The 22,669-nt window shown below is 32.7% G+C and carries 19 protein-coding genes; 11 read left to right on the top strand and 8 right to left on the bottom strand.

Annotation, left to right across the window (positions count from 1 at the left end; translation table 11 throughout):
- Window positions 1–51: 51 nt before the first annotated feature.
- Genes D1815_RS18260 through D1815_RS18250 form a run of 3 tightly spaced genes read right to left on the bottom strand, consistent with a single transcriptional unit; the run spans window position 52 to window position 2,233 of the window.
- Entirely contained in the window at window positions 52–948 is an 897-nt protein-coding gene (locus D1815_RS18260; RefSeq protein ID WP_118388761.1) for an aldo/keto reductase, read from the bottom strand.
- A 26-nt stretch (window positions 949–974) separates the two neighbouring features.
- Window positions 975–1,334 (bottom strand): YraN family protein, encoded by a 360-nt coding sequence (locus D1815_RS18255; RefSeq protein ID WP_118388759.1) that lies wholly within the window; start codon window positions 1,332–1,334, stop codon window positions 975–977.
- Window positions 1,335–1,336: 2 nt separating this feature from the next.
- Window positions 1,337–2,233, bottom strand: coding sequence for an LD-carboxypeptidase (locus D1815_RS18250; RefSeq protein WP_118388757.1), 897 nt, complete (start codon window positions 2,231–2,233; stop codon window positions 1,337–1,339).
- Window positions 2,234–2,337: 104 nt separating this feature from the next.
- On the opposite strand from D1815_RS18250, the gene D1815_RS18245 reads away from it, so the two are divergent.
- The 5 genes from D1815_RS18245 (at window position 2,338) to metG (ending at window position 11,200) form a co-directional block, all read left to right on the top strand.
- Window positions 2,338–3,882, top strand: a complete 1,545-nt coding sequence (locus D1815_RS18245; RefSeq protein ID WP_027393289.1) for a DUF1800 family protein — start codon at window positions 2,338–2,340, stop codon at window positions 3,880–3,882.
- A 7-nt stretch (window positions 3,883–3,889) separates the two neighbouring features.
- The gene (locus D1815_RS18240; RefSeq protein ID WP_027393288.1) at window positions 3,890–5,515 is read left to right on the top strand and encodes a DUF1501 domain-containing protein; all 1,626 of its coding nucleotides are present in this window, start codon (window positions 3,890–3,892) and stop codon (window positions 5,513–5,515) included.
- 333 nt (window positions 5,516–5,848) lie between these two features.
- The gene (locus D1815_RS18235; RefSeq protein WP_027393287.1) at window positions 5,849–7,309 is read left to right on the top strand and encodes a DUF1800 family protein; all 1,461 of its coding nucleotides are present in this window, start codon (window positions 5,849–5,851) and stop codon (window positions 7,307–7,309) included.
- 7 nt (window positions 7,310–7,316) lie between these two features.
- Window positions 7,317–8,930, top strand: coding sequence for a DUF1501 domain-containing protein (locus D1815_RS18230; protein WP_027393286.1), 1,614 nt, complete (start codon window positions 7,317–7,319; stop codon window positions 8,928–8,930).
- A 203-nt stretch (window positions 8,931–9,133) separates the two neighbouring features.
- The gene (gene metG, locus D1815_RS18225; RefSeq protein ID WP_035085458.1) at window positions 9,134–11,200 is read left to right on the top strand and encodes a methionine--tRNA ligase; all 2,067 of its coding nucleotides are present in this window, start codon (window positions 9,134–9,136) and stop codon (window positions 11,198–11,200) included.
- 13 nt (window positions 11,201–11,213) lie between these two features.
- Here metG and D1815_RS18220 read toward each other — a convergent pair whose 3' ends face one another.
- Entirely contained in the window at window positions 11,214–12,479 is a 1,266-nt protein-coding gene (locus D1815_RS18220) for an MFS transporter (RefSeq protein WP_118388755.1), read from the bottom strand.
- Window positions 12,480–12,550: 71 nt separating this feature from the next.
- Between D1815_RS18220 and D1815_RS18215 the strand changes: the two genes are divergently transcribed.
- The 4 genes from D1815_RS18215 to D1815_RS18200 all read left to right on the top strand — a co-directional run bounded on the left by D1815_RS18215 (window position 12,551) and on the right by D1815_RS18200 (window position 16,387).
- On the top strand, window positions 12,551–13,453 hold the full coding sequence (locus D1815_RS18215; RefSeq protein WP_027393283.1) for a histone deacetylase: 903 nt from the start codon (window positions 12,551–12,553) through the stop codon (window positions 13,451–13,453).
- Between the two features lie 260 nt (window positions 13,454–13,713).
- Entirely contained in the window at window positions 13,714–15,189 is a 1,476-nt protein-coding gene (locus tag D1815_RS18210) for a cellulase family glycosylhydrolase (protein ID WP_118388752.1), read from the top strand.
- Window positions 15,190–15,318: 129 nt separating this feature from the next.
- Window positions 15,319–15,669 carry a hypothetical protein gene (locus tag D1815_RS18205; protein ID WP_027393281.1) on the top strand — a complete coding sequence of 117 codons (351 nt, stop codon included), beginning with the start codon at window positions 15,319–15,321 and terminating at the stop codon, window positions 15,667–15,669.
- Window position 15,670: 1 nt separating this feature from the next.
- Entirely contained in the window at window positions 15,671–16,387 is a 717-nt protein-coding gene (locus D1815_RS18200) for a hypothetical protein (protein ID WP_118388750.1), read from the top strand.
- 6 nt (window positions 16,388–16,393) lie between these two features.
- Here the strand turns inward: D1815_RS18200 and D1815_RS18195 are convergent, their stop codons facing one another.
- A complete protein-coding gene (locus tag D1815_RS18195; RefSeq protein WP_027393279.1) occupies window positions 16,394–16,864 on the bottom strand; it encodes a CBS domain-containing protein in 471 nt (156 codons plus the stop codon).
- A 312-nt stretch (window positions 16,865–17,176) separates the two neighbouring features.
- Here D1815_RS18195 and D1815_RS18190 point away from each other — a divergent pair, with 312 nt between their 5' ends.
- Together D1815_RS18190 and D1815_RS18185 are read left to right on the top strand one after the other, a co-directional pair.
- On the top strand, window positions 17,177–19,576 hold the full coding sequence (locus D1815_RS18190; protein WP_118388748.1) for a M28 family peptidase: 2,400 nt from the start codon (window positions 17,177–17,179) through the stop codon (window positions 19,574–19,576).
- Window positions 19,560–20,381: an NAD(P)H-binding protein gene (locus tag D1815_RS18185; protein ID WP_118388746.1), complete on the top strand. Its 822-nt coding sequence runs from the start codon at window positions 19,560–19,562 to the stop codon at window positions 20,379–20,381. The genes D1815_RS18190 and D1815_RS18185 overlap by 17 nt, the downstream gene beginning before the upstream one ends.
- Here D1815_RS18185 and D1815_RS18180 read toward each other — a convergent pair.
- The 3 genes from D1815_RS18180 to D1815_RS18170 all read right to left on the bottom strand — a co-directional run bounded on the left by D1815_RS18180 (window position 20,370) and on the right by D1815_RS18170 (window position 22,667).
- Window positions 20,370–20,936: a hypothetical protein gene (locus D1815_RS18180; protein ID WP_120650149.1), complete on the bottom strand. Its 567-nt coding sequence runs from the start codon at window positions 20,934–20,936 to the stop codon at window positions 20,370–20,372. The genes D1815_RS18185 and D1815_RS18180 overlap by 12 nt on opposite strands.
- Window positions 20,937–20,976: 40 nt before the next feature.
- Window positions 20,977–21,480 (bottom strand): hypothetical protein, encoded by a 504-nt coding sequence (locus tag D1815_RS18175; RefSeq protein ID WP_120650147.1) that lies wholly within the window; start codon window positions 21,478–21,480, stop codon window positions 20,977–20,979.
- A 440-nt stretch (window positions 21,481–21,920) separates the two neighbouring features.
- Window positions 21,921–22,667, bottom strand: coding sequence for a succinate dehydrogenase/fumarate reductase iron-sulfur subunit (locus D1815_RS18170; protein ID WP_027393274.1), 747 nt, complete (start codon window positions 22,665–22,667; stop codon window positions 21,921–21,923).
- Window positions 22,668–22,669 lie beyond the last annotated feature (2 nt).

The following is a 22,669-nucleotide window of genomic DNA, read 5'->3' as shown; positions in this document are numbered from 1 at the left end:
ATTTAAAAATTAGAAAGACCGTTTGGGTACACTCGTACTTTTTATATCAATCTATCTGTGATTTTTATATAATAATGGCTGAATAATGTTTTGAAGATAGTTAAGTTCTTCATCGGACAACTGCTGTATTTCTAAAGCTTTTATACATTCTTGTAACTGATGTTCAGTTCTAAAACCAACAACAGAAGAAGTAATAGATTTATGATTTAAAACAAACTGAATTGCTATTTGTCCGATAGTCCTATCCTCATTAGATAATTGTTTTAACTTTTTAATAACAATATCAACATCAGAAGAATTATATTCTAAGTACTCTTTTGCCTTTTTCCCTGCTAACAATCCCTTTGCTATCGATCCTCTTGATAAAACAGCTATGTTATTTTTCTGTAATAATTGTAAACAGGATTCTTCTGGTCTCCTATCCAAAAGACTATATTGCATCATTACACTAGAAATTCTAGAGTGTTTTATATATTCTCTTATTACATTAGGTCGAATAGACGAAATACCATAGTATCTTATTTTACCTTCTGCTTTTAATGTTTCGAAAGCATCTATAGTTTCTTCAATAGGATCATCAATAGTTCCTCCATGTAATTGATAAAGATCTATATAATCAGTCTTTAAGCGAGTTAAACTCTTTTCTACAGAATTTATAATATATTTTTTACTTGGATTCCAATCCCAGCCTTCTCCATTTTCTCTAGGTTGATTCCCAACTTTTGTGCCTATAATAATCTTGTCTCTAAAACTTTTAACGGCCTTACCTAGCATTTCTTCGTTGTTACCATTTTGATATAAATCAGCTGTATCAAAATAATTAATCCCTTTATCGAAAGCCAAATGGATTAGTTCTTTTGTTTTTTCAAAATCTTCTTCAAGAGACATACAACCAAAAGATATTTCACTAATCTCCACATCCGAATTACCAAGTCTGCGATATTTCATTTATTCTTTTGTATTAAGACTAATTATTAAAAATGATAAAAAGCATCTTCAAGATGCTCAATTTCCGTTCGCAACTTATTTTTAATTATTGCTATAATATCAAAACGTATCTCTTCATCGAAATCATTTTCCTCTACGTAGTGATTTATCGCTTTGATCAATAATTGTATTTGTTTCTGTTTTACAAAATCCTGTGGATCACCAAACTCTGGTGTGCTTCTGGTTTTTACTTCGACAACCACTATTGTATTACTTTTCTTGGCTATAATATCAATTTCAGCCTTTAGATATCTATAATTTTGTTCTAGAATTTCATATCCCTTTTTTTCCAAAAACTCAACAGCTAATGTTTCTCCTTCCTTACCAAGTAAATTATGCTCTGCCACCCCTACATATACTTTAAGGTTACAGATTCCTTTTGTACTTCCAAAGAAATTTCTGCCCCCATAATTAATGCTCTATTATCTTCAATATGCCCCATCGGAAAATCAAATACCACAGGAAAACTATAATCTCGTACAATTTCTAAAATAATTTCTTTAGCATTTTTTCCAAAAGAAATATTATTATCGTGCATCTTAGTCATCCCCCCAACAATTAAACCGGACAATCCATCAAAATATCCATTACGTTTTAAATTCTGGAGCATTCTATCAACATGATATAAATATTCGTCTAAATCCTCAATACAAAGTATTTTTCCTTTACAATCAATAGATGATTTAGAACCACAAATAGAATATAAGATAGATAAATTACCTCCAATAACCTTTCCTTTACAATTTCCTGTTTTATTCTTTTCAAAAGAAGGAATATTATACTTAATCTTTTTTCCAAATAAAGAATCATATAGTGATTGTCTTGATTCTTCGCTACCTTTATGAATATCTATCGGCATTGCGGCATGAATTGTAGAAATTCCTAAATTGTGAATATGTGCGTGTAATACTGTAATATCAGAGTAGCCAACAATCCATTTTGGATGTTTCATAAATATAGAAAAATCTAATAGGTCTATAATTCTTATTGTACCGTAACCGCCTCGAGCACACCATATAGCTTTTATTTCATTATTATCTAACATTCTTTGAAAATCCTGCCTTCTATCATCATCTGTCCCTGCAAACTGGTTATACTCTAAATCAATAGTTGATCCCACAACAGGAGTTAAACCCCATTTTTCTACAATATTAATAGCCTCACTAATTTCTTTATGACTAATTTTTCGTGCAGTGGAAACAATGGCTATTTTATCTCCTTTTTTAACAAAATTAGGCTTCAACATTTCTTAAATTTTTCATTTTAGGATACTAATTAACAAATGTTTTCGTTCTAAACTATTATATTACGCTGAAAATCGTCCCTTAACACTAATTAAACCTATTGCCTATGATCTCTGATACTTCTTGTAACTTAGCATCGTTAGACCCTTATGTACCCTCGGCTGAGAATCCTTGGAACGTAAGCAAAATAAATCATTTATACCGAAGAGTAGCCTTTGGAGCTACTAAAACACAGGTTATCGATGCATTAAATCAGAACAACCCCTCAGCATTAGTAGATTCCTTGATTGATGAAGCAATTGCCTTAGTTCCAACTGCTGCCCCAGAATGGGCTTTTTGGAATCGAGATCAATTTGAAGCCGCTGAAATGGCTAACGAGGACAATGATATTAATTTTTATCAGGATGAGGGTAAAAGACAAATGATATATGATTTTGTGCAAAACGGATTGAGAGATCGTTTAACACTATTTTGGAGTAATCACTTTGTTACTGAGGATCAATCGTACAGAAGTCCTGCTTATCAATATCAATATTATAATCTTCTTCAATTTCATGCATTAGGTGATTTTAGACAATTTGTATATGATATCGGTATATCTTCTGCTATGTTGGTATATCTAAATGGAGATGAGAACACAAGAGACAGACCTAATGAAAATTATGCCAGAGAATTATATGAATTATTTACATTAGGTGTAGATAATGGATATAATGAAAATGATATTATCGAAACTGCCAAGGCTATTACCGGTTGGGTAGAAACTAATGATATTCCTTGGGGACCTATTACTTTTAATCCTGGTCAATTTAGTAATGACACAAAAGATATTTTTGGTCAAACCGCTAACTTTGGATATTATGGACTTGGAAGCCCTGATGACGTAATTGCACATTTGTTTGCGCAACGAGAAACATTAATAGCTAATTTTATTTGCGGTAAACTATATGCTTATTTCGTAAGTCCTACTTGTAACGAAGCAATTGTAGCCGAAATGGCACAAACATTTATAGCAAATAACTTTCAGATTGCACCAGTGTTACGTCAGCTTTTTAAAAGCGAACACTTCTTTGATCAAGAAGCTATAGGTGCCATTATTAAAAGTCCAATTGATCTATTTGTTACTCATTTTAAACAATTAAACTTTGAATCTCCTCCTACACTAGCAACTTTAAATTCTTTATTAGGGAGAACTACTACAATTGGTCAAGAAGTACTAAATCCAATTGATGTAGAAGGTTGGCAAGGAGATGAAGATTGGATTAGTCCTGACTATTTAATTGGAAGATGGGAAGGTATTCAAAGTATCATAAATACTTTTTATTCTCAGAATCAAACACAGTTCAGTGATTTCCTAAATGGTCTTCCCATTGGAACTTTAGCTGATGGTTTTGTAAATAACACATTACAAGGAGAACAGGTTAATATCGTGGTAAAAGCAATTCTAGACTATTTTCTGCCTAGAGGATTAGAAGATCAAACATTGTTCGATGAAGCATTAGCAATATTCAAGGAATTTTATCCTGAAAATTATTATGAACCTGATGCCGTTGCTCCTATTTTATGGACATTAGATTTATCAGGAGTTCCTGATCAGTTTTATGCGCTACTAAGTCACATTGATGAATTGCCTGAATTCCAACTTAAATAATTAACCTATGTGCGATACACACCACCCCAAAAATATAAAAACAAACGTTAAAGAAGGCGTTTGTAATACTGATGATCACAAAAAATGGAATCGTAGATCTTTTTTACAAGCATTAGGACTTGTAGGAGGAGGATCTATGATGCTGGCAAACACAAATCTTACCGTTTCCAGACCGTCTCCTCTATCCGTAGCTTTAAGTCAAGCAGAAACAGATAATATTTTAATCATATGCAGACTTGGTGGAGGTAATGACGGTTATAATACCATTATTCCAGTAAATCAATATGATATTTATGCAAATGCCAGACCTTTAATAAAAATACCCCCTAGTGAATTTATTAATCTAGAAGAAAACGAATACGCAATGCCCAAACCTATGAATAAATTAGAAAATTTATGGGGTGACGGGCAAATGAAAGTAGCCCATGGAGTAGGATATGAAGATCAAACGTTATCACATTTTAGAGGTACGGATATATGGGCGAATACCAATTTAACCGAAGAAGAACGTTCAGGTTTTATGGGTAGATATTTTCAAAGATTATATCCTAGTTATATTACAGACCCACCACCAAGTCCGCCTTCTATTCAGATTGGTAGTATTGGTAATCTAATTTTTAGAGGTCCAGAAAACGATTTTTCTTTTGCAATTTCAGATCCTAGAAGATTAGAAGCTTATATCGAAAATCAAGGTTATAGTTTGGACCCAGCTCCTGATTGTACATATGGTGATCGGTTAAATTTTATTAGAGAAAGTACAAACGTAACATATACATATGCAGAGGCAATATCTGAAGCATTTAATAGATCTACAGATTTCGGAGGATATTTAGAAGATGATAGTTTCGCTAGACAAATGCGTATTGTTGCTCGTTTGATAAAAGGAAATCTAGGAACCAAAGTGTATATGGTTACACTTGGAGGATTTGACACTCATAACAATCAAATACAAAGACATCAACAGTTACTAAACTCTTTCTCTGAAGGTATTAGTAATTTTTATGCAGATTTACAAGCTTCTGGTTGGGACGATAAGGTTCTTACTATGACGATTTCTGAATTTGGGAGAAGACTAGTAGAAAATGGTTCTTTAGGAACTGACCACGGTACCGTTGCTCCAATGATGTTTTTTGGAACAGGACTTAATGGTAATGGTTTTATTGGAGAACATCCGGACTTACCAGATAATCCTAGTGTTGGATTCAACGCAGAAAGTACTAATGATTTTAGACAAATCTATTCTACCGTTATGAAAGAGTGGTTGTGTATTGATCCAAGTACTGTAAGCGACGCCTTACTTGGTGAAGAGTTTGAGTCTTTAGACTTAGGGTTCACCTGTGGCGGAGTTAGTCCTAATATCCCCGGAGATGGAGAAACACTATCCCATATAGTTACTTATGATGGAGGGCAAACTTTTATAAACATTAATAACCCAGAAACTACACATGTAGATATAACATTATTTAACATTATTGGGCAAAAAGTAGCCACATTAAGAAATGAAATGCTATTAGAAGGAGAGCATGTTATTGATGTAAAAGAATCTGCTGGAACAAGATTAAGTACAGGTCAATATGTATACCGAATCGAAACCGGAGCAGGTGAGTTTAGTAAATCACTGTTAATTTCTTAATATAGTAAAAGTTATAAAATAAATATATAATAAATCCGTTAGTAATAATATATTTACTAAGGGATTTATTCTGTTATACCGTTAACTCCAAAAAAATTCTAAACGACATAAACAGATACTAGTTAATCACAAACGAATACTAAAAGAGTAGCAAGAAATCGATCTAAAATATTTAGTTTAAAATCATTTTTATTGGAAAAATTGATATTAATAAACAATATCAAAAATTATCATAATTATGACTAAATATTTCTTAACAAGAAACTAACTGTCAGATAATTACGTTTCGATAAAAATAAACTAACGTAAATTCTTAACTAACTCAATCTATTTATGCTAACAACAAATACTTCGTGTAATGTTGCTTCATTAAACATCTATTCCCCGACAAACTCAAATCCTTGGAATAGACAAAAAGTTAATCATTTGTACAGAAGACTTGGTTTTGGTGCTACTCCAGAAATGGTGAATAATGCGCTCAATCAAAACCCTTCTGACCATATTGATAGTCTTATCGATGAAGCTTTGAACCTTAATCCAACTCCAGCACCGGCTTGGGGCTATTGGATAAAAGATGACTTTGACGCAAGACCAGAAAACCCTTTTGAATACAGAAGAGATTGGAAAAATCAAATGGTGGCAGATATGTTTCAGAATAATCTTAGAGATCGTCTTACTTTATTTTGGAGTAATCATTTTGTAACAGAAGATAATACATATCAAAGCCCTGCATATATGTTTCAATATTACAATTTACTACAACTTCATTCTTTGGGGAATTTTAAGGATTTCGCAAGTGATATGGGACTTTCTTCGGCTATGCTTATCTATTTAAACGGATATGAGAACACGAAAAATAGACCCAATGAAAATTATGGACGAGAGTTATATGAACTCTTTGCTCTAGGAGTAGACAATGGATATACTCAAAATGATATTGTTGAAACTGCAAGAGCTTTAACAGGTTGGAACGAAAGAGAAGAACGTTGGGGTCCAATTACCTTTGATGCTAACAAATTTGATAGTGATGATAAAACAATTTTTGGTCAAACTGGAAATTGGGATTATTATGATGTAATTAGAATTTTATTTGAGCAAAGACCACAACAAATAGCAGCATTTATTTGTGGTAAACTCTATCGCTACTTTATTAGCCCAGCAACCAACGAAACTATTGTCAATCAACTAGCTCAAACTTTTTTAGATAATAATTTTGAAATAGCTCCTGTACTAAGACAACTGTTTAAAAGTGAACATTTTTTTGACCAGAAAAGTTTAGGTGTTCATATTAAAAGTCCTGTTGATGTACAAATCAACTTTTTTAAAGACTTAGGTTTTGAATTACCCGCGGATTTCGAATTTAACAACAAAATACGTGGAGGATGTCAAGAATTGGGACAAGAATTATTAAAACCAGTTGATGTTGCTGGTTGGCAAGGAGATAAAGATTGGATAGATTCTAGTACAATTACTACAAGGTGGGATAGAATTGGTTGGTATCTATGGAGAGCTTGGAGGCATAACGAAGAGCAATTTAGAGTAATCGGCAAGGCTGTAAGTGATGAAAACTCTAATGATGTTGAGTTAGTATCTCGACAAATTATGGATAATTTTTTGTCCAAAGAGCTTATTAGCGCTACAGAATATAGCCAAGGTTTAGAAATTTTTAAAGATCAAGTTCCTGAAAATTATTTTGAAGATGGCACTTGGAATCTTGATTGGGAAACTGCTCCCAAACAGGTCTATAGCCTTTTACAATTTCTAATAACAATCCCTGAATTCCAACTTAAATAATAACATCATGTGCGATACTCATTATAAAAATTTCACACCAAAATCTGGTAGCTGTAATAATCAAGAACATAAGAAATGGAACCGTCGTTCATTTTTACAAGCTCTAGGAATCGTTGGTGGAGGTACTATGGCATTTGCTAACACCGCTTTGTCTGTATCAAAACCTTCTCCACTATCCGCTGCTCTAAATGAATCAGAAAATGATAGAGTCCTAGTAATTGTAAGACTTAAAGGTGGAAATGACGGATTAAACACAGTAATCCCAATCAATCAATACGACACATATGCCAATGCACGCCCTAACATAAAGATTCCAGAAAATCAATTATTCAACCTTAATGATGATTATGGAATGCCGAATTATGCTAATAAATTTGAGAAATTATGGGGAGATGGTCAGATGAAAATTGTGCATGGAGTAGGATATGAACAAAGTGCATTATCACACTTTACAGGTTCCGATATTTGGGCAACCTCTGATGTAACCGATCAAGAAAGTTCTGGTTGGATGGGAAGGTATTTTGAAAACCTATATCCAGACTATCTATTAAGTCCTCCAGATCGTCCTGCAGCTATACAGATAGGAAGTAGTGGGAATCTTATATTTAATGGAGACCAAAACAATTTTGCTTTTTCTGTAGCCGATCCAAGAAAACTTTATGAAATAGCTCAGAATGGATCTCTTTATGACCTAAGTAATCTTCCTGATTGTACACACGGAGAAAAAGTAGGTTATCTAAAAGGAGTGGCAAATACTACATTTACATATGCAGGAGTAATTAATGATGCTTATGAAAGTACTTCTGATTTCGGAAATTATCCTGACAATAGATTATCACAACAATTAAGTGTTGTTTCTCGTCTTATAAAAGGAAATTTAGGAACCAAAGTATATTTTGTTACTTTAGGTGGTTTCGATACCCACAATGACCAATTAAATAGGCAAGAAGAATTGATGACTCAATTATCAGAGACTATGTCTTATTTCTATGATGATCTTAAAGATGCTGGATGGGATGATAAAGTAGTTTCCATGACAATTTCAGAATTTGGAAGAAGAGTAAAAGAAAATGGCTCTCGTGGAACAGATCATGGAACTGCGGCTCCTATGATGCTTTTCGGAACAGGATTAGATGGAAATGGTTTTATAGGAGATCATCCTGATTTGTCAAATTTAAATAATAACGGGAATCTATATAATACCAATGATTTTAGACAAGTGTATGCTTCTATTATGAAGGAATGGTTATGTATAGACGGTAATATTGTTGATCAAACTCTTTTAGGTCAGCAATACGATCCATTGGATCTTGGTTTTGGCTGTAATAGTTTAGGTACAGATGAAGAAATCCCAACCTTCGAAAATTTCGGTCACACAGTTACATATACAGATAACCAATCATTTCTTCATATTACCAATGCGCAGGCTGGTCATGTAAATGTAGATCTTTATAGTATGAGTGGGCAAAAAATAGCAAACCTAAAAAATGAAATGCTATTAGAAGGAGAACATGTAATAAACGTAAAAGAAGCCGCTCAAACTAATCTATCCGAAGGGTTTTATGCTTATAGAATAACTAAAGGCAAAAAACGATATAGCAAACCCGTTATGATCTTATAACAATTTTAATACAACAAATTATTTTAAACAGTATCAGGATTATTTCTTGATACTGTTTTTCTATTAAAAAGAATGTTATTTCTAATTAAACCTAGTCAGAGACACTAATATAAAAGCATAAAATAAGATTCGTATTAATTAGATAAAGCTTTCTTATTTTATATAAGTGTTTATTACCTTTGTGCCTCATTTTTATAAGCATTATGAGCGCACCTAAGAGATATACAATTACATCAGCTTTACCATATACAAATGGCCCAATTCATATCGGGCATCTTGCAGGAGTTTATGTTCCTGCAGACATATATTCTAGATACCTTAGAATTACGGGAAATGACGTGGCCTTTATTTGTGGTAGTGATGAACATGGTGCCGCCATACCAATGCGCGCTAAAAAAGAAGGAGTTTCTCCTCAGGTAATTATTGACAAATACCACGCAATCATTAAAAAGTCTTTTGAAGATTTCGGAATTACCTTTGATAATTATTCTAGAACCTCTGCTCCTATCCATCACGAAACGGCTTCTGATTTTTTCAAAAAATTATATGAAGATGGAAAGTTTATTGAGGAAACCTCAGAACAATTATATGATGCAGAAGCAGATCAATTCCTTGCAGATCGTTTTGTAACTGGTACTTGTCCAAAATGTGGATACGAAGAAGCTTATGGAGATCAGTGCGAAAACTGTGGTAGTTCACTGAATGCAACAGATTTGATAAATCCAAAATCTACAATTTCTGGGGCAAAACCGACATTAAAACAAACCAAACACTGGTTTTTGCCATTAGATCAATATGAAGATTTCCTTAAGGAATGGGTACTAGTAGGTCATAAAAAAGACTGGAAAACCAATGTATATGGTCAAATCAAATCCTGGGTTGATGACGGATTAAGACCAAGAGCAGTAACTCGTGATTTAGATTGGGGAATCCCTGTCCCGGTAGAAGGAGCAGAAGGAAAAGTGCTATATGTTTGGTTTGACGCACCAATTGGATATATTTCTTCAACTAAAGAATGGGCAGCAAGAGAAGGAAAAGACTGGGAACCTTATTGGAAAGACAAAGACACAAAACTTGTACATTTCATCGGTAAAGATAATATCGTATTTCACTGTATTATTTTTCCAAGTATGTTAAAGGCAGAAGGAAGCTATATTTTACCAGAAAACGTCCCTGCAAATGAATTTTTAAACCTTGAAGGAAACAAACTCTCTACTTCTAAGAATTGGGCTGTTTGGTTGCACGAGTATTTAGAAGATTTTCCAGGTAAACAGGATGTGCTTCGCTATGCACTAACCGCAAATGCTCCAGAAACGAAAGATAATGACTTTACTTGGAAAGATTTCCAAGATAGAAATAACAACGAACTAGTTGGTAATTTTGGAAACTTTATCAATCGTATTGTTGTGTTAACGAATAAATATTACGACGGTATCATTCCTGAACCAAATGAATTGTCTGATGTAGATCAACAAACCTTAAAAGAACTAAGAGCTTATCCTGATGTTATCAGTAGCTCTATTGAGCGCTATAGATTTAGAGAAGGTTCACAAGAATTATTAAACGTTTCGAGATTAGGTAATAAGTACTTAGCAGATGAAGAACCTTGGAAACTTATTAAAACAGATCCTGAGCGTGTTAAAACCATTATGTATGTTGGTTTACAAGTTGCTGCTGCTTTAGCTACTTTATCAGAACCATTTTTGCCTTTTACATCTCAAAAATTAAAGAATATCCTTGCTATCAATTCTGATGACTTAAAAACCAACTGGAATGATATTTCTACAAAAGAAGCACTTCTTCCTGCCAATCATAAGATTGAAAAAGGCGAACTATTATTTTCTAAAATTGAAGATACTGATATCCAAAAACAGCTAGATAAATTAGAAGCTACTAAAAAAGCAAACCAAGCCGAGAACAAAACCGTAGAACCGCAAAAAGACACAGCTACTTTCGAAGATTTCACTAAAATGGATATGCGAGTTGGAACTATTGTAGAAGCTGAAAAAATGCCAAAAGCAAAAAAGCTGTTAGTATTAAAAGTAGATACTGGAATCAATACTAGAACGATCGTTTCGGGCATAGCAGAACACTTTAAACCAGAAGACCTAATTGGTAAAAAAGTGACTGTTTTAGTAAATCTTGCTCCTAGAAAATTAAGAGGTGTAGAAAGTGAGGGGATGATCCTAATGACTGAAACTCCTGATGGGAAACTAGTATTCTTAAATCCAGATCAAGAGGGTGTCAATCCTGGCGCTATGATTAGCTAATGTTTGAATACTATTAACTACTTGAATTTTCTTCAATATCTTTTCTGAGGTCTAATTTCCTAAAAGCTGGAGAAACGATAGAAGTAAAAATAACAGTTAGTAATGTCATACTACCGCCAAATACAACGGCTGTTACTGTGCCCATGTATTTGGCAGTAATACCACTCTCAAAAGCTCCTAATTCATTTGAAGATCCTACAAACATGGAATTAACAGAAGAAACTCTCCCTCTCATATGATCAGGAGTTTTAAGTTGTAATATTGTTTGTCGTATCACCATTGAAATTCCATCCGTGATTCCGCTAAAAAATAATGCCATTACAGAAATCCAAAAAACAGAAGAAACACCAAAAATTATAATACTAACTCCAAATCCAAAAACAGCTAATAACAGTTTTATACCTGCTTTTTTATTAATCGGAAAATATGCAGTGGTAAACATAATTATAAAGGCCCCTACAGCAGGAGCAGCCCTTAGAACACCAAAACCTTGTGGTCCAACTTTAAGAATATCCTGAGCAAAAACAGGTAATAATGCAATAGCACCTCCAAAAAGAACAGCGATCATATCTAAAGTAAGTGCCCCTAAAACCGCTTTGGTCTTAAAAACAAACGTTAACCCTTCTTTCAAACTCTTAAATATAGGTTCACCAATATTAGGATTCATTATTGGTTTCTTAGGAATCCTAAACAAACAAATGAAAGCTATTAACGCCCAACCAACAATCACTAACATCGACCAATGCACATCAATAAAACCTATTGTAAATCCAGCAAGTGCTGGTCCAGCAACGGCTCCTATTTGCCAAGTGGAACTACTCCAAGTGGCAGCATTAGGGTACACCTTTTTAGGAACTAACAACGCTAACAAGGAAAACAAAGTAGGACCTAAAAAAGCTCTAACAATACCTCCTAAAAAAACGAGAAAATAAATTCCATACAAAATAGTAGATTCAGCCAAAGAACCTGAAATACTAGGCCACGTTAATAGTAACAAACCTAAACTAATTCCCAAAAATCCTAAAATACACGTAAGTAGTAAGCTTTTCTTCTCTTTTTGATCAACAATATGACCTGCAAATAAAGCCAAAGATACTGCCGGGATAACCTCCATTAAGCCAATAATACCTAAAGAAAGTGGATCTTTTGTAAGACTATATACTTGCCATTCGATTACTATAAATTGCATAGTCCACGCCATAACCAGTGACAACCGTATTAATAAAAAAATTGTAAACTCTTTATATCGTAATGCTGAGTAAGGATCATTTTTCATCAAAAAGGTAATTGGTTGTTTAGCAAAGATAGTATCTTCGTATTCATTAAGTAAATGATTATTGCCTTATCTAAATGCTAAAAATAGCATACCATCCTATATACAAACATCCCTTACCAGAAGGGCATCGTTTTCCGATGATCAAGTATGAGCTATTGCCTAAGCAATTATTACATGAAGGCACTTGCAATCAAGAACACTTTTTTATCCCAGAAATACCTGATTCTAAGCCTATCTTAGCAGTTCATACCACAGAATATTATCAAGAACTTACTGAGCTTACATTAGATCGAAAAGCGATACGTAAGATTGGTTTCCCGCTATCGCAGGAGCTCGTTGATCGAGAAGTGATTATTGCTGATGGCACTATTAAAGCTTCAGAATATGCAATGAAGTACGGTATAGCTATGAACATCGCTGGAGGAACACATCACGCTTACAGTAATCGTGGCGAAGCTTTTTGTTTATTAAATGATCAAGCTATTGCTGCTAGATATTTATTACGACAGCAAAAAGCAAAGAAAATACTAATCATAGATCTTGACGTGCATCAAGGAAACGGCACTGCAGAAATATTTAAGAATGATCCAAATGTATTTACATTCTCCATGCACGGAGCAAACAATTATCCTTTTAAAAAAGAACAGTCTGACCTAGATATTCCACTTATTAATGGAACAGAAGATAAAGACTATCTAAAAATTCTGAAAGAAACACTCCCTAAACTTATTAAAACACAAAAACCCAATTTTATATACTACCTCTGTGGAGTTGATATTTTAGGCTCCGATAAATTGGGTAAATTGGGGTGTACTATAAAAGGCTGCAAAGAAAGAGATCGATTTGTAATACAAACTTGTAAGGATCATTCTATTCCGATAATGTGTTCAATGGGTGGAGGATACTCTCCAGATATTAAGACTATTATTGAGGCGCATGCTAATACCTTCAGATTAGCGCAAGAAATCTATTTCTAATACAAACAAAACTTGCGAGTTTTTAATAATATAAGTTTTATACTACACCTCCTTATCATAGTATACCTACAAACGAAAAATCCATTTAACAAATTCTCATTTAACATAAAGTTTTAGTGCATAAAACTTTAAAAATCAATACCATTAAAAGCTTTTTAATAAAAATGATATTTATCAAAAATAGAATCAATAATGAAATACTAAAAGTTTTTACGCAATCGTTATAGCTGTTATACAAATCATAACTAAGCTTAACTAAAATGAAAAAAATTTACATCCTATTTCTGATAACAGTTTTAATGTCATCAAAATACGTTATTTCTCAAGAAGATTGTCCCGGCAATTGGTTAACTGTAAACGGCAACAAATTATTAGATGCCGATGGTAACGAAGTAATACTAGCAGGTGTTAACTGGTTCGGATTCGAAACACAACTCAGTAGTTTTCATGGAATCTGGTCTCGAGATCATAAAAGTGTACTACAACAGTCTAAAGACCTTGGTTTTAATTGCTTTAGAATACCTTGGCATAATATGATGTTAAGAGATGGTGCTTCAATAAACATTGGCTCTTATGGTTCTGATCCTTATACCGGAGTAACACCTATGAATGAAGAAGAATCAACTTTTACAACTCCATTAGAGCTATTAGATAGAACAATCCAATGGTGCCAAGAAAACGATATGAAAGTAATCCTAGATTGTCATTCTAGAAACCCTGATGCATATCTCGTTGAAAAATTATGGTATACCGATAATGTACCCGAACAACAATGGATTGATGACTGGGTGTTTATAGCAGATCGTTATAAGAATTTTGATGCCGTTATCGGAATGGATATTAATAATGAACCAAACGGTAAAATTGATAATCCAGAAGGTGCTAGATGGGGAACTAATGATGCTTTCGACTGGCGATTAGCAGCCGAAAAGTGTGGTAATGCTATCCTAGAAGTAAACCCAAATGTACTAATCATGGTTGAAGGGATTGAAGCATACACAAAACCAGATGGTACAGAAACATCATATTGGTGGGGAGGAAATCTGCAAGGAGCCAGAGATTACCCTATTACGTTAAGTAATCCAAATAAATTGATGTATTCACCTCACGAATATGGTCCTACCGTATTTGAACAGGAGTGGTTTTCTGCACCAGATTTTCCTGATAATATGCCGGGAATCTGGGAAGAACAATTTAACTTCTTAAATACAAACGGAACTTCTCCTCTACTCGTTGGAGAATTAGGAATTAAGGGGCAAGGAGGATTAGATGAAATCTGGTTTGCCAAGTTTATAGATTTTATCAAAGAAAAGAAATTACACTTTACATTTTGGGCATTAAATCCTAATTCTGGTGATACTGGAGGTATTTTGGCTGATGATTGGAGCACAGTAGTGCAATGGAAAATGGATTATTTACAGCCCATTTTATCAAATCCAATCCCTAATTGTTCTGCAGGTAACGTATTAGCGGTAGATGATCTTTCTGATATTTCTTTTAGCGTATACCCAAATCCAGTATCTCAAACATTAAATTTCAACTTTAAACAGGGTAGTATTAATTCTATCAGTATTTATGATCTTAATGGCAGAAAAGTGGATCATATTGCACAAGAAATTTTATCTTCTGATAGCTATTTATATGATGTTTCTAAACTAACTGCTGGAGTATATCTTTCTAAAATCACTATTACTAACTCCAAAGAAACGTTCACTAAAAAAATAATCATTCAATAATAGATCTTTTATCATATCCAATAAAAAATGGAGTATACTAATTAGTGTACTCCATTTTTTTAACCCCTATATTATCCATTTACAAACGATTAAATCGGATTATTGTATATTGCTATCAAATAATACTTTATGCAAAAAGACTGTCCAGAATGTGGTGAAAAAATTATTGGTCGCGCTGACAAAAAATTCTGTAGTGATTATTGCAGAAATGCCTTCAATAATAAACTTAATAAGGATAGTAAAAACTTAGTACGAAATATCAATAACCGCCTTAGAAAAAACTACCGCATTCTAGAGGAACTCAATCCAAAAGAAAAAACAAAAACTACCAAATCAAAGTTAATTGCTAAAGGGTTTGATTTTCAATTTTTCACCAGTATTTATACTACAAAAGTTGGAACAGTATATTACTTCGTTTATGATCAGGGATATCTTCCTTTAGAAAACGAATACTATGCTTTAGTAAAAAGAAATAACTAATATGTCTTTTTTAAAACTTCAATTAATGGCTATAGGAGATAGTGGATTCTTTTTCATTTTTCTATTCGGCATTATCGTTTTTTTTATTCTATCTCAAGTTTATAGTAAGAAAAATAGGATGCTAAGGAAGTTAAAAAAACATTCTTTTAAAAAAATCCCTCTTTGTAAAGAAAACGAATACATTAAAGTTAAGGGTAAAGCTTTACCTATTGATCAACATTTAATTTCGCCTATTGGAAAAAGAGAATGTTTGTATTATAAAATTCAGGTAGAAGAAAAAAGAAGTAATGGAAAAAACAGCTCTTGGAGAACAATCATTACCGAAGAAAAATATCAAAATTTCATTCTAGAAAGTGACGGAAATAAAGCAATTATTGACACAAATATCCCGAAAAAAAGTAAAATCACATACCTCGATCAAGATGTTGAATACACTTCTGGAACTTGGAAAGATGCACCTACTTTTTTAGAAAAGTTCCTTCAATCTCATGGAAAAGAAAGCACAGGGTTTTTAGGCTTTAATAAAAGTATTCGTTATAAAGAAGGAGCGATAGAAATAGGTGAAGAGATTACAATATTGGGTATAGGAAATTGGAAAGAATCCGATCATAACTTTGACCGATATTCTTCCAAAAGTATGTACATATCAGGTGATAGCGAACATAAACTTATCATTACTGATCTTTCTAAAGCAAAAAAATCAAAAAAAACGACTTAAACTTACTTATACGTCTCTCCAGTTTTGGCCTTTCATCTGTAAAGCTGCTTTCATAACATCTTTTTGACTTATCTGTCCTACTAACTTACCATTTTCCAATATTGGAAAACGCCTTCTTTTACTCTCTAAGAATTTATTAGCAGCATCAAAAATACTAATATTACCGTCTATGGTATCCACATTTTTTGCCATAAACCTTTCTACATTAGCATCGTCAATTGGCATATTGTAATAACGACTTTCGTTTAGTTGTTTAATACAATCTCCTTCAGAAATAATTCCTAACAATTCATTTCGTTCATTAACTACTGGACCTCCAGAAATTTTATGTTTTATTAAGGTTTCCATCACTTCCATTACAGATTGTTCTGGAGAAAAAGTGATCAAGTTTCTGGTCATGTAATCTGAAACTTTAATTGGAGTATTATCCTGCTTTTTTACCTTGGTTCTCGCGCCCTGAAAACTTATAATTCCCATAATAATAGTGATTTAGTGAATCTTAAATATAGTCATTTTCAATTACTTATTCAATAGCATTTTAACATTTACGATGGTAAAATCTGATTTTATTACCTTTATCAAAATTATTCGAATCATCAAAATTTAGATATTTCCTAAAAAAATATGGTTCGCGTAAACTATCTTAAAGGATATTAAACAAATGAGGGAAATAAGAATCAATTTGACAAAAGTGAGTTTATTTCTATTACTTATTAAAAACTTGTCTTCTTCTATTCAAATCTTAGACGATATACTTTTATCTAGACTAACAAAACAAACTAAAAACTGATGAAAAAAATTCTTTCAGTAATCACGTTCATATGCATTCTTTTATCTGTATGGTATACCTTTTATAGTAGTATGCCTCAACAAATATCAGGTTTGGACACACCAGAACAAGAGTTCTCTACATTAAGAGCATTAGAGCACGTTAAAAAAATCTCTAAAAAACCACATTATTTAGGAAGCTCAGGGCATGAAGAATCAAAAAACTATATCCTAGAAGAACTTAAAAAATTAGGTTTATCTCCAGAAATTCAAGAAGGATTTTCCTTGGGCGATAAAGGGACAATGAGTAAACCCCAAAATATCATAGCAAAAATAAAAGGTGCCAAACCTGGAAAAGCTTTACTCTTATTATCACATTACGATAGTAGTCAACACTCTTCTTATGGTGCGAGTGACGCGGCAAGCGGTGTTGCGACCATTTTAGAAAGTATTAGAGCATATTTAAGTCAAAATAAAACTCCGACTAACGATATTATTATTTGTATTTCAGATGCAGAGGAATTAGGGCTAAATGGTGCAGATTTATTTGTGTCGGAACACCAATGGGCAAAAGATATCGGATTAGTACTTAATTTTGAAGCTAGAGGAAGTGGAGGAAATTCTTTTATGTTAATGGAAACCAATGGTAAAAATGGTAAAATGATTGAAGAATTCATCAAAGCCGACCCTAAATTCCCTGTAACAAACTCTCTAGCCTATAGTATTTATAAACTACTTCCTAACGATACGGACCTAACCGTTTTTAGAAAACACGGAAATATTGAAGGGTACAATTTTGCTTTCATCGATGATCATTTTGATTATCACACAGCAAATGATACTTGGCAAAACCTTGACCTTAACACATTACAACATCAGGGTAGTTATTTAATGCCATTACTAACCTATTTTTCTGATGCTGATATTTCTAACCTAAAATCAGAACAAGACTTTTTATATTTTAATATTCCAATATTCAAAATTATTAAATATCCATTTAAATGGATCTACCCTCTACTTGGAATAGCCATTTTTCTTTTCATTGGACTTATTATCTATGGCAAGGCAAGGTTTCGTATTAATTTTAGTGAAGTTGGAAGCGGATTTTTAGCATTTATTATTTCAGCAGGATTAGCAGGAGTGCTTGGTTTTGGGCTATGGAAATTAGTGCTAATAATATACCCAGAGTATCACGACATATTACATGGATTTCCATACAATGGATATTACTATATAGCTGGAGCTATATTCCTTGCTATAGCAGCATTTTTTAAAGTATACAGTATCTTTAATAATGTAGAAGAACTGCCAAGTATATTAGTAGCTCCATTATTTTTTTGGATACTAATCTGCGGAGCTGCTGCTGTATATTTAGAAGGTGCAAGCTATTTTATCATTCCGGTATTATTATGTTTATTATGTCAATTTGTATTGATTAACCAAAAGAGACCATTTCCTTTATTGATGCTAATTCTATGTCTACCTTCTATTTTTATGATGGCACCTTTTATTGCGACTTTCCCTGTGGCCTTAGGATTAAAAATAACGTTTGCTTCTTCTGTACTTACAGTTTTATTATGTACATTATTATTACCAGTGATTGGTTTTTATACTAAGAAAAGTATGTTGGGTACAGTTGCTTTCGTAATTGCTTTAGCCTGTCTTGGTACATCTCATATTAAATCAGATTTTACCAAAGAAAGACAAAAACCTAACAGTTTGGTTTACATCATACATGAGGACAATAACAAAGCATATTGGGCATCTTATGATCATACGCTAGACTCTTGGACTAAAAACTATATTGACCGCCTTAAAAACATTGCTAAAGATTGGAATCAAAACACTATCGAAAGTAAGTACAGTAATTCTTTTAACTATGTTAACGAAGCTCCTTTAAAAAACATTAGTTCTTCGAAAATAGAAACTTCTTTTGATAGTATACAAGGAGATACAAGAATTTTAGATTTATGCATACGACCACAGAGAAATATTAATAGAATGGATTTATTTATACGAAAGTCTTTTAAATTTAATAAGCTATCTGCAAACGGTATTTCTGCTAAAGATATAACTGGCAAAGATGGTTTTGTAAAAAACTCTTTTACTGAACGTACTGGTAATCGCTTACTGACGTATCATCTAAGGAATAATGAATCACTAGAATTAAAAATGGAATTTCATAAAGATTCAGTTCCAGAGATTGTTCTTTATGAATCTTCTTATGACCTGCTAGAAAACGATTTATTTTCTATTCCTAAGCGTTCTGAAACGATGATTCCAAAACCATTTGTATTAAATGATGCCATAACTATTAAGAAAACATTGACATTAGAATATGTCGAAAAAATCAAAGATTCTGCATCTTTGCAAACCAATCAATCTTCAAATCTATCAGAAGATAATGAACAAACAAATTAGTGTATTAGGAACTGGGTGGCTAGGATTATCTTTAGCCAAAGCTCTTTTAAAAGAAAACTACATAATTAAGGGATCTTCTACAACAGAAAGTAAATTAGACAACCTTAGAAATGAAGGGATTGACTCGTATCTGTTAGAAATAACTGAAAATGGGCCTAAGGGCAACACTCAGTCTTTTCTCGATGGAAGTGACATATTAATTATTAATATCCCACCAGGATTACGCAGAAATCCTGAAGGTAACTTCGTAGCTAAAATTAGAAAATTAGTTCCTTTAATTGAAACATCAACAATTAAAAAAGTAATTTTTATAAGCTCTACCTCCGTTTTTTCTGACGAATATGGTTTCCCTCTAATTACGCAAGAAACTACTCCTAATGCTACTACAAATGCAGGAAAACAGCTAATAGAAGTAGAAAAACTATTACAAGAAAATAAAAAATTTCATGTTGTTATACTTCGTTTTGCAGGTTTATTTGATTCTAGAAGGCATCCGGCAACAATGCTATCTAAAAGGAAAAATATTAAAAATCCTCTAGCCCCAGTAAATCTTATCCATCGGGAAGATTGTATTGGAATTATCGAAAAAATTATCAAGCTCGACAAGTGGAATAAAACCTTTAATGCATCTTACCCTGATCATCCTAAAAAATCGGCCTATTATAGTGCAATCTGTAAACAAATGGAATTACCGGTTCCCGATTATGATTTTGACACTCCTTCAAAAGGTAAGATTATTGATTCCAAAAATTTACAACACGACTTGCAATACAGCTTTAAAAGAAACCTGTATTTATTTAGTTAAGCCTGATAAATCTAAACGTTTGATTAAAGAATCAATTAATTGTTCTTGTTTATATGGATTAGGAAGTGTAAATCGATTACCAAATTTCATACGATGAAACCTTTCTAGATAAAACGAAAAACTACCGGGTTTAAGATCCTTATTTATATAAGCATTATACAAATAGGTAAAGTTTCTTTGCCTTGACTCAATGTTTCCTGAATGATGAATAACAATCCAGGGAGTTCCAGCCGCTAGTTCTCCTAGTGTATCTTTAGACGGGTGCCCATATTCTTGCAAATACAGTTCAATTTTTTGAAGATTAATTCGATCATTTTTAATCATCTGCTGTATCGCTCCCTTTTTCTCATCACTATCATACCCAAATTCTAGCTCTACTTCGGCAAGATTCTTACGAACTTTTTGATCTTGTAAATGTATTTCATCTAAAAAAGCCATCTTCTCATCATTAGTATACAAAGACTTAACCTCAAGAACAATTTCTTTGCTTATTTTATCTTCCTTATTACAACCTAATATTAATATAAAGATCAAGCAATATATAACCTTATTCATGATACTTCTTTAATATTGAAACCCTAATCTATTTCAAAAACTAAGGTAAATTATATTGTTTATCGAATTTTGAAGTGTAATATTTACCTAAAAAAACTGAAAAATTGCTTGGTCCTAAATCTCCATGCTTATATGCTTTATAGAGATGCTCAAAATTTCGCTCTTTAGATGCTAAGTTTCCTGAATGATGAATTATAATATAAGGAGTTTTTGCTGCCAAATCTCCATGCACTGCAGCAGATGGATGGCCATACTTTTTTAAATATAATTCAATTTTTTGTAGATTAATTTTATTAGTTTGTAGCATCAATTGAAAAGCTTCTTTTCTTTCTTTACTATCATAACCATATACCATTTCAATATCATTAATCTGTTTACGTATCTTCCAATTCACTTGCTGTATTTCTTCTAAGAAAAACCTTCTTTCATCATTGGTAACCAGACCTTCTACTTCTCGCATAATATCCTGACTTACTACATCCTTTTTCGCACAACTAGCTGATAGGATAAGTAGGACAATTAAATAGAATATAATTTTATACATTGCATTCGGGGATTATCTAAAAACTCCAAATATTTAGCTATTTGGAGTTTTAGCGTTTAACAAAATAATTTTACCAATAGCGTATCATAATATGCCACCAATCTAACTAAATCCACTTCCTTCTTAAAGTTTAAACCTTCTTTATTTATATAACTTTTTAACTCATTTTGTTTGCCAGGAAAAGATTTTTACAATCTTTCTTTTATTCATTTTAAGATGCACCATCCTACCATCAATCTCGATATAATATTTTTCATGATCCATAAACTTAGCAGGCGAATTTACTCCATAATTATATAAATCATTTAACTTAACGTATCATCTATTAATTAATGTCTTTAGTTAGAAAAATGTTACCACAAAAAACATTCCTTTTCAAAAAAAAACTCCAAATCAATTGATTTGGAGTTTTCCTCTTGTTTATGTATGTACTTAATAAACTATCCTTTCAAGCTTGCTTTTAGATATTCTCGATTCATACGTGCTATATTCTCTAAAGAAATACCTTTAGGACACTCTATCTCACAAGCACCTGTATTCGTACAATTACCAAACCCTTCTTCATCCATTTGATTTACCATAGCCATTACACGTTCAGTCGCTTCTACTTGTCCTTGTGGCAACAATGCATATTGAGATACCTTTGCTGATGTAAATAACATCGCAGAAGCATTCTTACAAGCGGCTACACAAGCTCCACAACCAATACAAGTTGCTGCGGCAAAAGCATCATCTGCATTTTCTTTATTTACTGGAATAGCATTCGCATCTATAGTGTTTCCAGAAGTATTTACTGAAATATAACCTCCAGCATGTTGAATTCTATCAAAAGCACTTCTATCTACCATCAAATCTTTTACGACAGGAAATGCCTGTGCTCTAAAAGGTTCTATAAAAATAGTATCCCCATCATTGAACTTTCGCATATGTAACTGACAAGTAGTAACTAATCTATCTGGTCCATGAGGTTCTCCGTTAATCTGTAAAGAGCAAGCTCCACAAATACCTTCTCTACAATCGTGATCAAAAACTACAGGCTCTTCACCTTTGGTAATTAATTCTTCATTTAACACATCTAGCATTTCTAAAAAAGACATGTCTCCTTCAATTCCAGATATCGGATACTCTACTATCTTTCCTTTAGATTGGGCATCTTTTTGACGCCATATTTTTAATGTAAGATTCATAG

It is taken from the genome of Aquimarina sp. AD1, assembly GCF_003443695.1.
Lineage (GTDB): Bacteria > Bacteroidota > Bacteroidia > Flavobacteriales > Flavobacteriaceae > Aquimarina > Aquimarina latercula.
Note: the sequence above shows the minus strand (reverse complement) of the source record. Positions and strands in the feature narration are given on the sequence as shown.

Coding starts and splice junctions, on each gene's coding strand:
- D1815_RS18205 (WP_027393281.1), top strand. CDS start 15,319: ATGCAAAAAGACTGTCCAGAATGTGGTGAAAAAATTATTGGTCGCGCT.
- metG (WP_035085458.1), top strand. CDS start 9,134: ATGAGCGCACCTAAGAGATATACAATTACATCAGCTTTACCATATACA.
- D1815_RS18175 (WP_120650147.1), bottom strand. CDS start 21,480: ATGTATAAAATTATATTCTATTTAATTGTCCTACTTATCCTATCAGCT.
- D1815_RS18190 (WP_118388748.1), top strand. CDS start 17,177: ATGAAAAAAATTCTTTCAGTAATCACGTTCATATGCATTCTTTTATCT.
- D1815_RS18185 (WP_118388746.1), top strand. CDS start 19,560: ATGAACAAACAAATTAGTGTATTAGGAACTGGGTGGCTAGGATTATCT.
- D1815_RS18240 (WP_027393288.1), top strand. CDS start 3,890: ATGTGCGATACACACCACCCCAAAAATATAAAAACAAACGTTAAAGAA.
- D1815_RS18250 (WP_118388757.1), bottom strand. CDS start 2,233: ATGTTGAAGCCTAATTTTGTTAAAAAAGGAGATAAAATAGCCATTGTT.
- D1815_RS18170 (WP_027393274.1), bottom strand. CDS start 22,667: ATGAATCTTACATTAAAAATATGGCGTCAAAAAGATGCCCAATCTAAA.
- D1815_RS18180 (WP_120650149.1), bottom strand. CDS start 20,936: ATGAATAAGGTTATATATTGCTTGATCTTTATATTAATATTAGGTTGT.
- D1815_RS18200 (WP_118388750.1), top strand. CDS start 15,671: ATGTCTTTTTTAAAACTTCAATTAATGGCTATAGGAGATAGTGGATTC.
- D1815_RS18245 (WP_027393289.1), top strand. CDS start 2,338: ATGATCTCTGATACTTCTTGTAACTTAGCATCGTTAGACCCTTATGTA.
- D1815_RS18210 (WP_118388752.1), top strand. CDS start 13,714: ATGAAAAAAATTTACATCCTATTTCTGATAACAGTTTTAATGTCATCA.
- D1815_RS18260 (WP_118388761.1), bottom strand. CDS start 948: ATGAAATATCGCAGACTTGGTAATTCGGATGTGGAGATTAGTGAAATA.
- D1815_RS18215 (WP_027393283.1), top strand. CDS start 12,551: ATGCTAAAAATAGCATACCATCCTATATACAAACATCCCTTACCAGAA.
- D1815_RS18235 (WP_027393287.1), top strand. CDS start 5,849: ATGCTAACAACAAATACTTCGTGTAATGTTGCTTCATTAAACATCTAT.
- D1815_RS18195 (WP_027393279.1), bottom strand. CDS start 16,864: ATGGGAATTATAAGTTTTCAGGGCGCGAGAACCAAGGTAAAAAAGCAG.
- D1815_RS18230 (WP_027393286.1), top strand. CDS start 7,317: ATGTGCGATACTCATTATAAAAATTTCACACCAAAATCTGGTAGCTGT.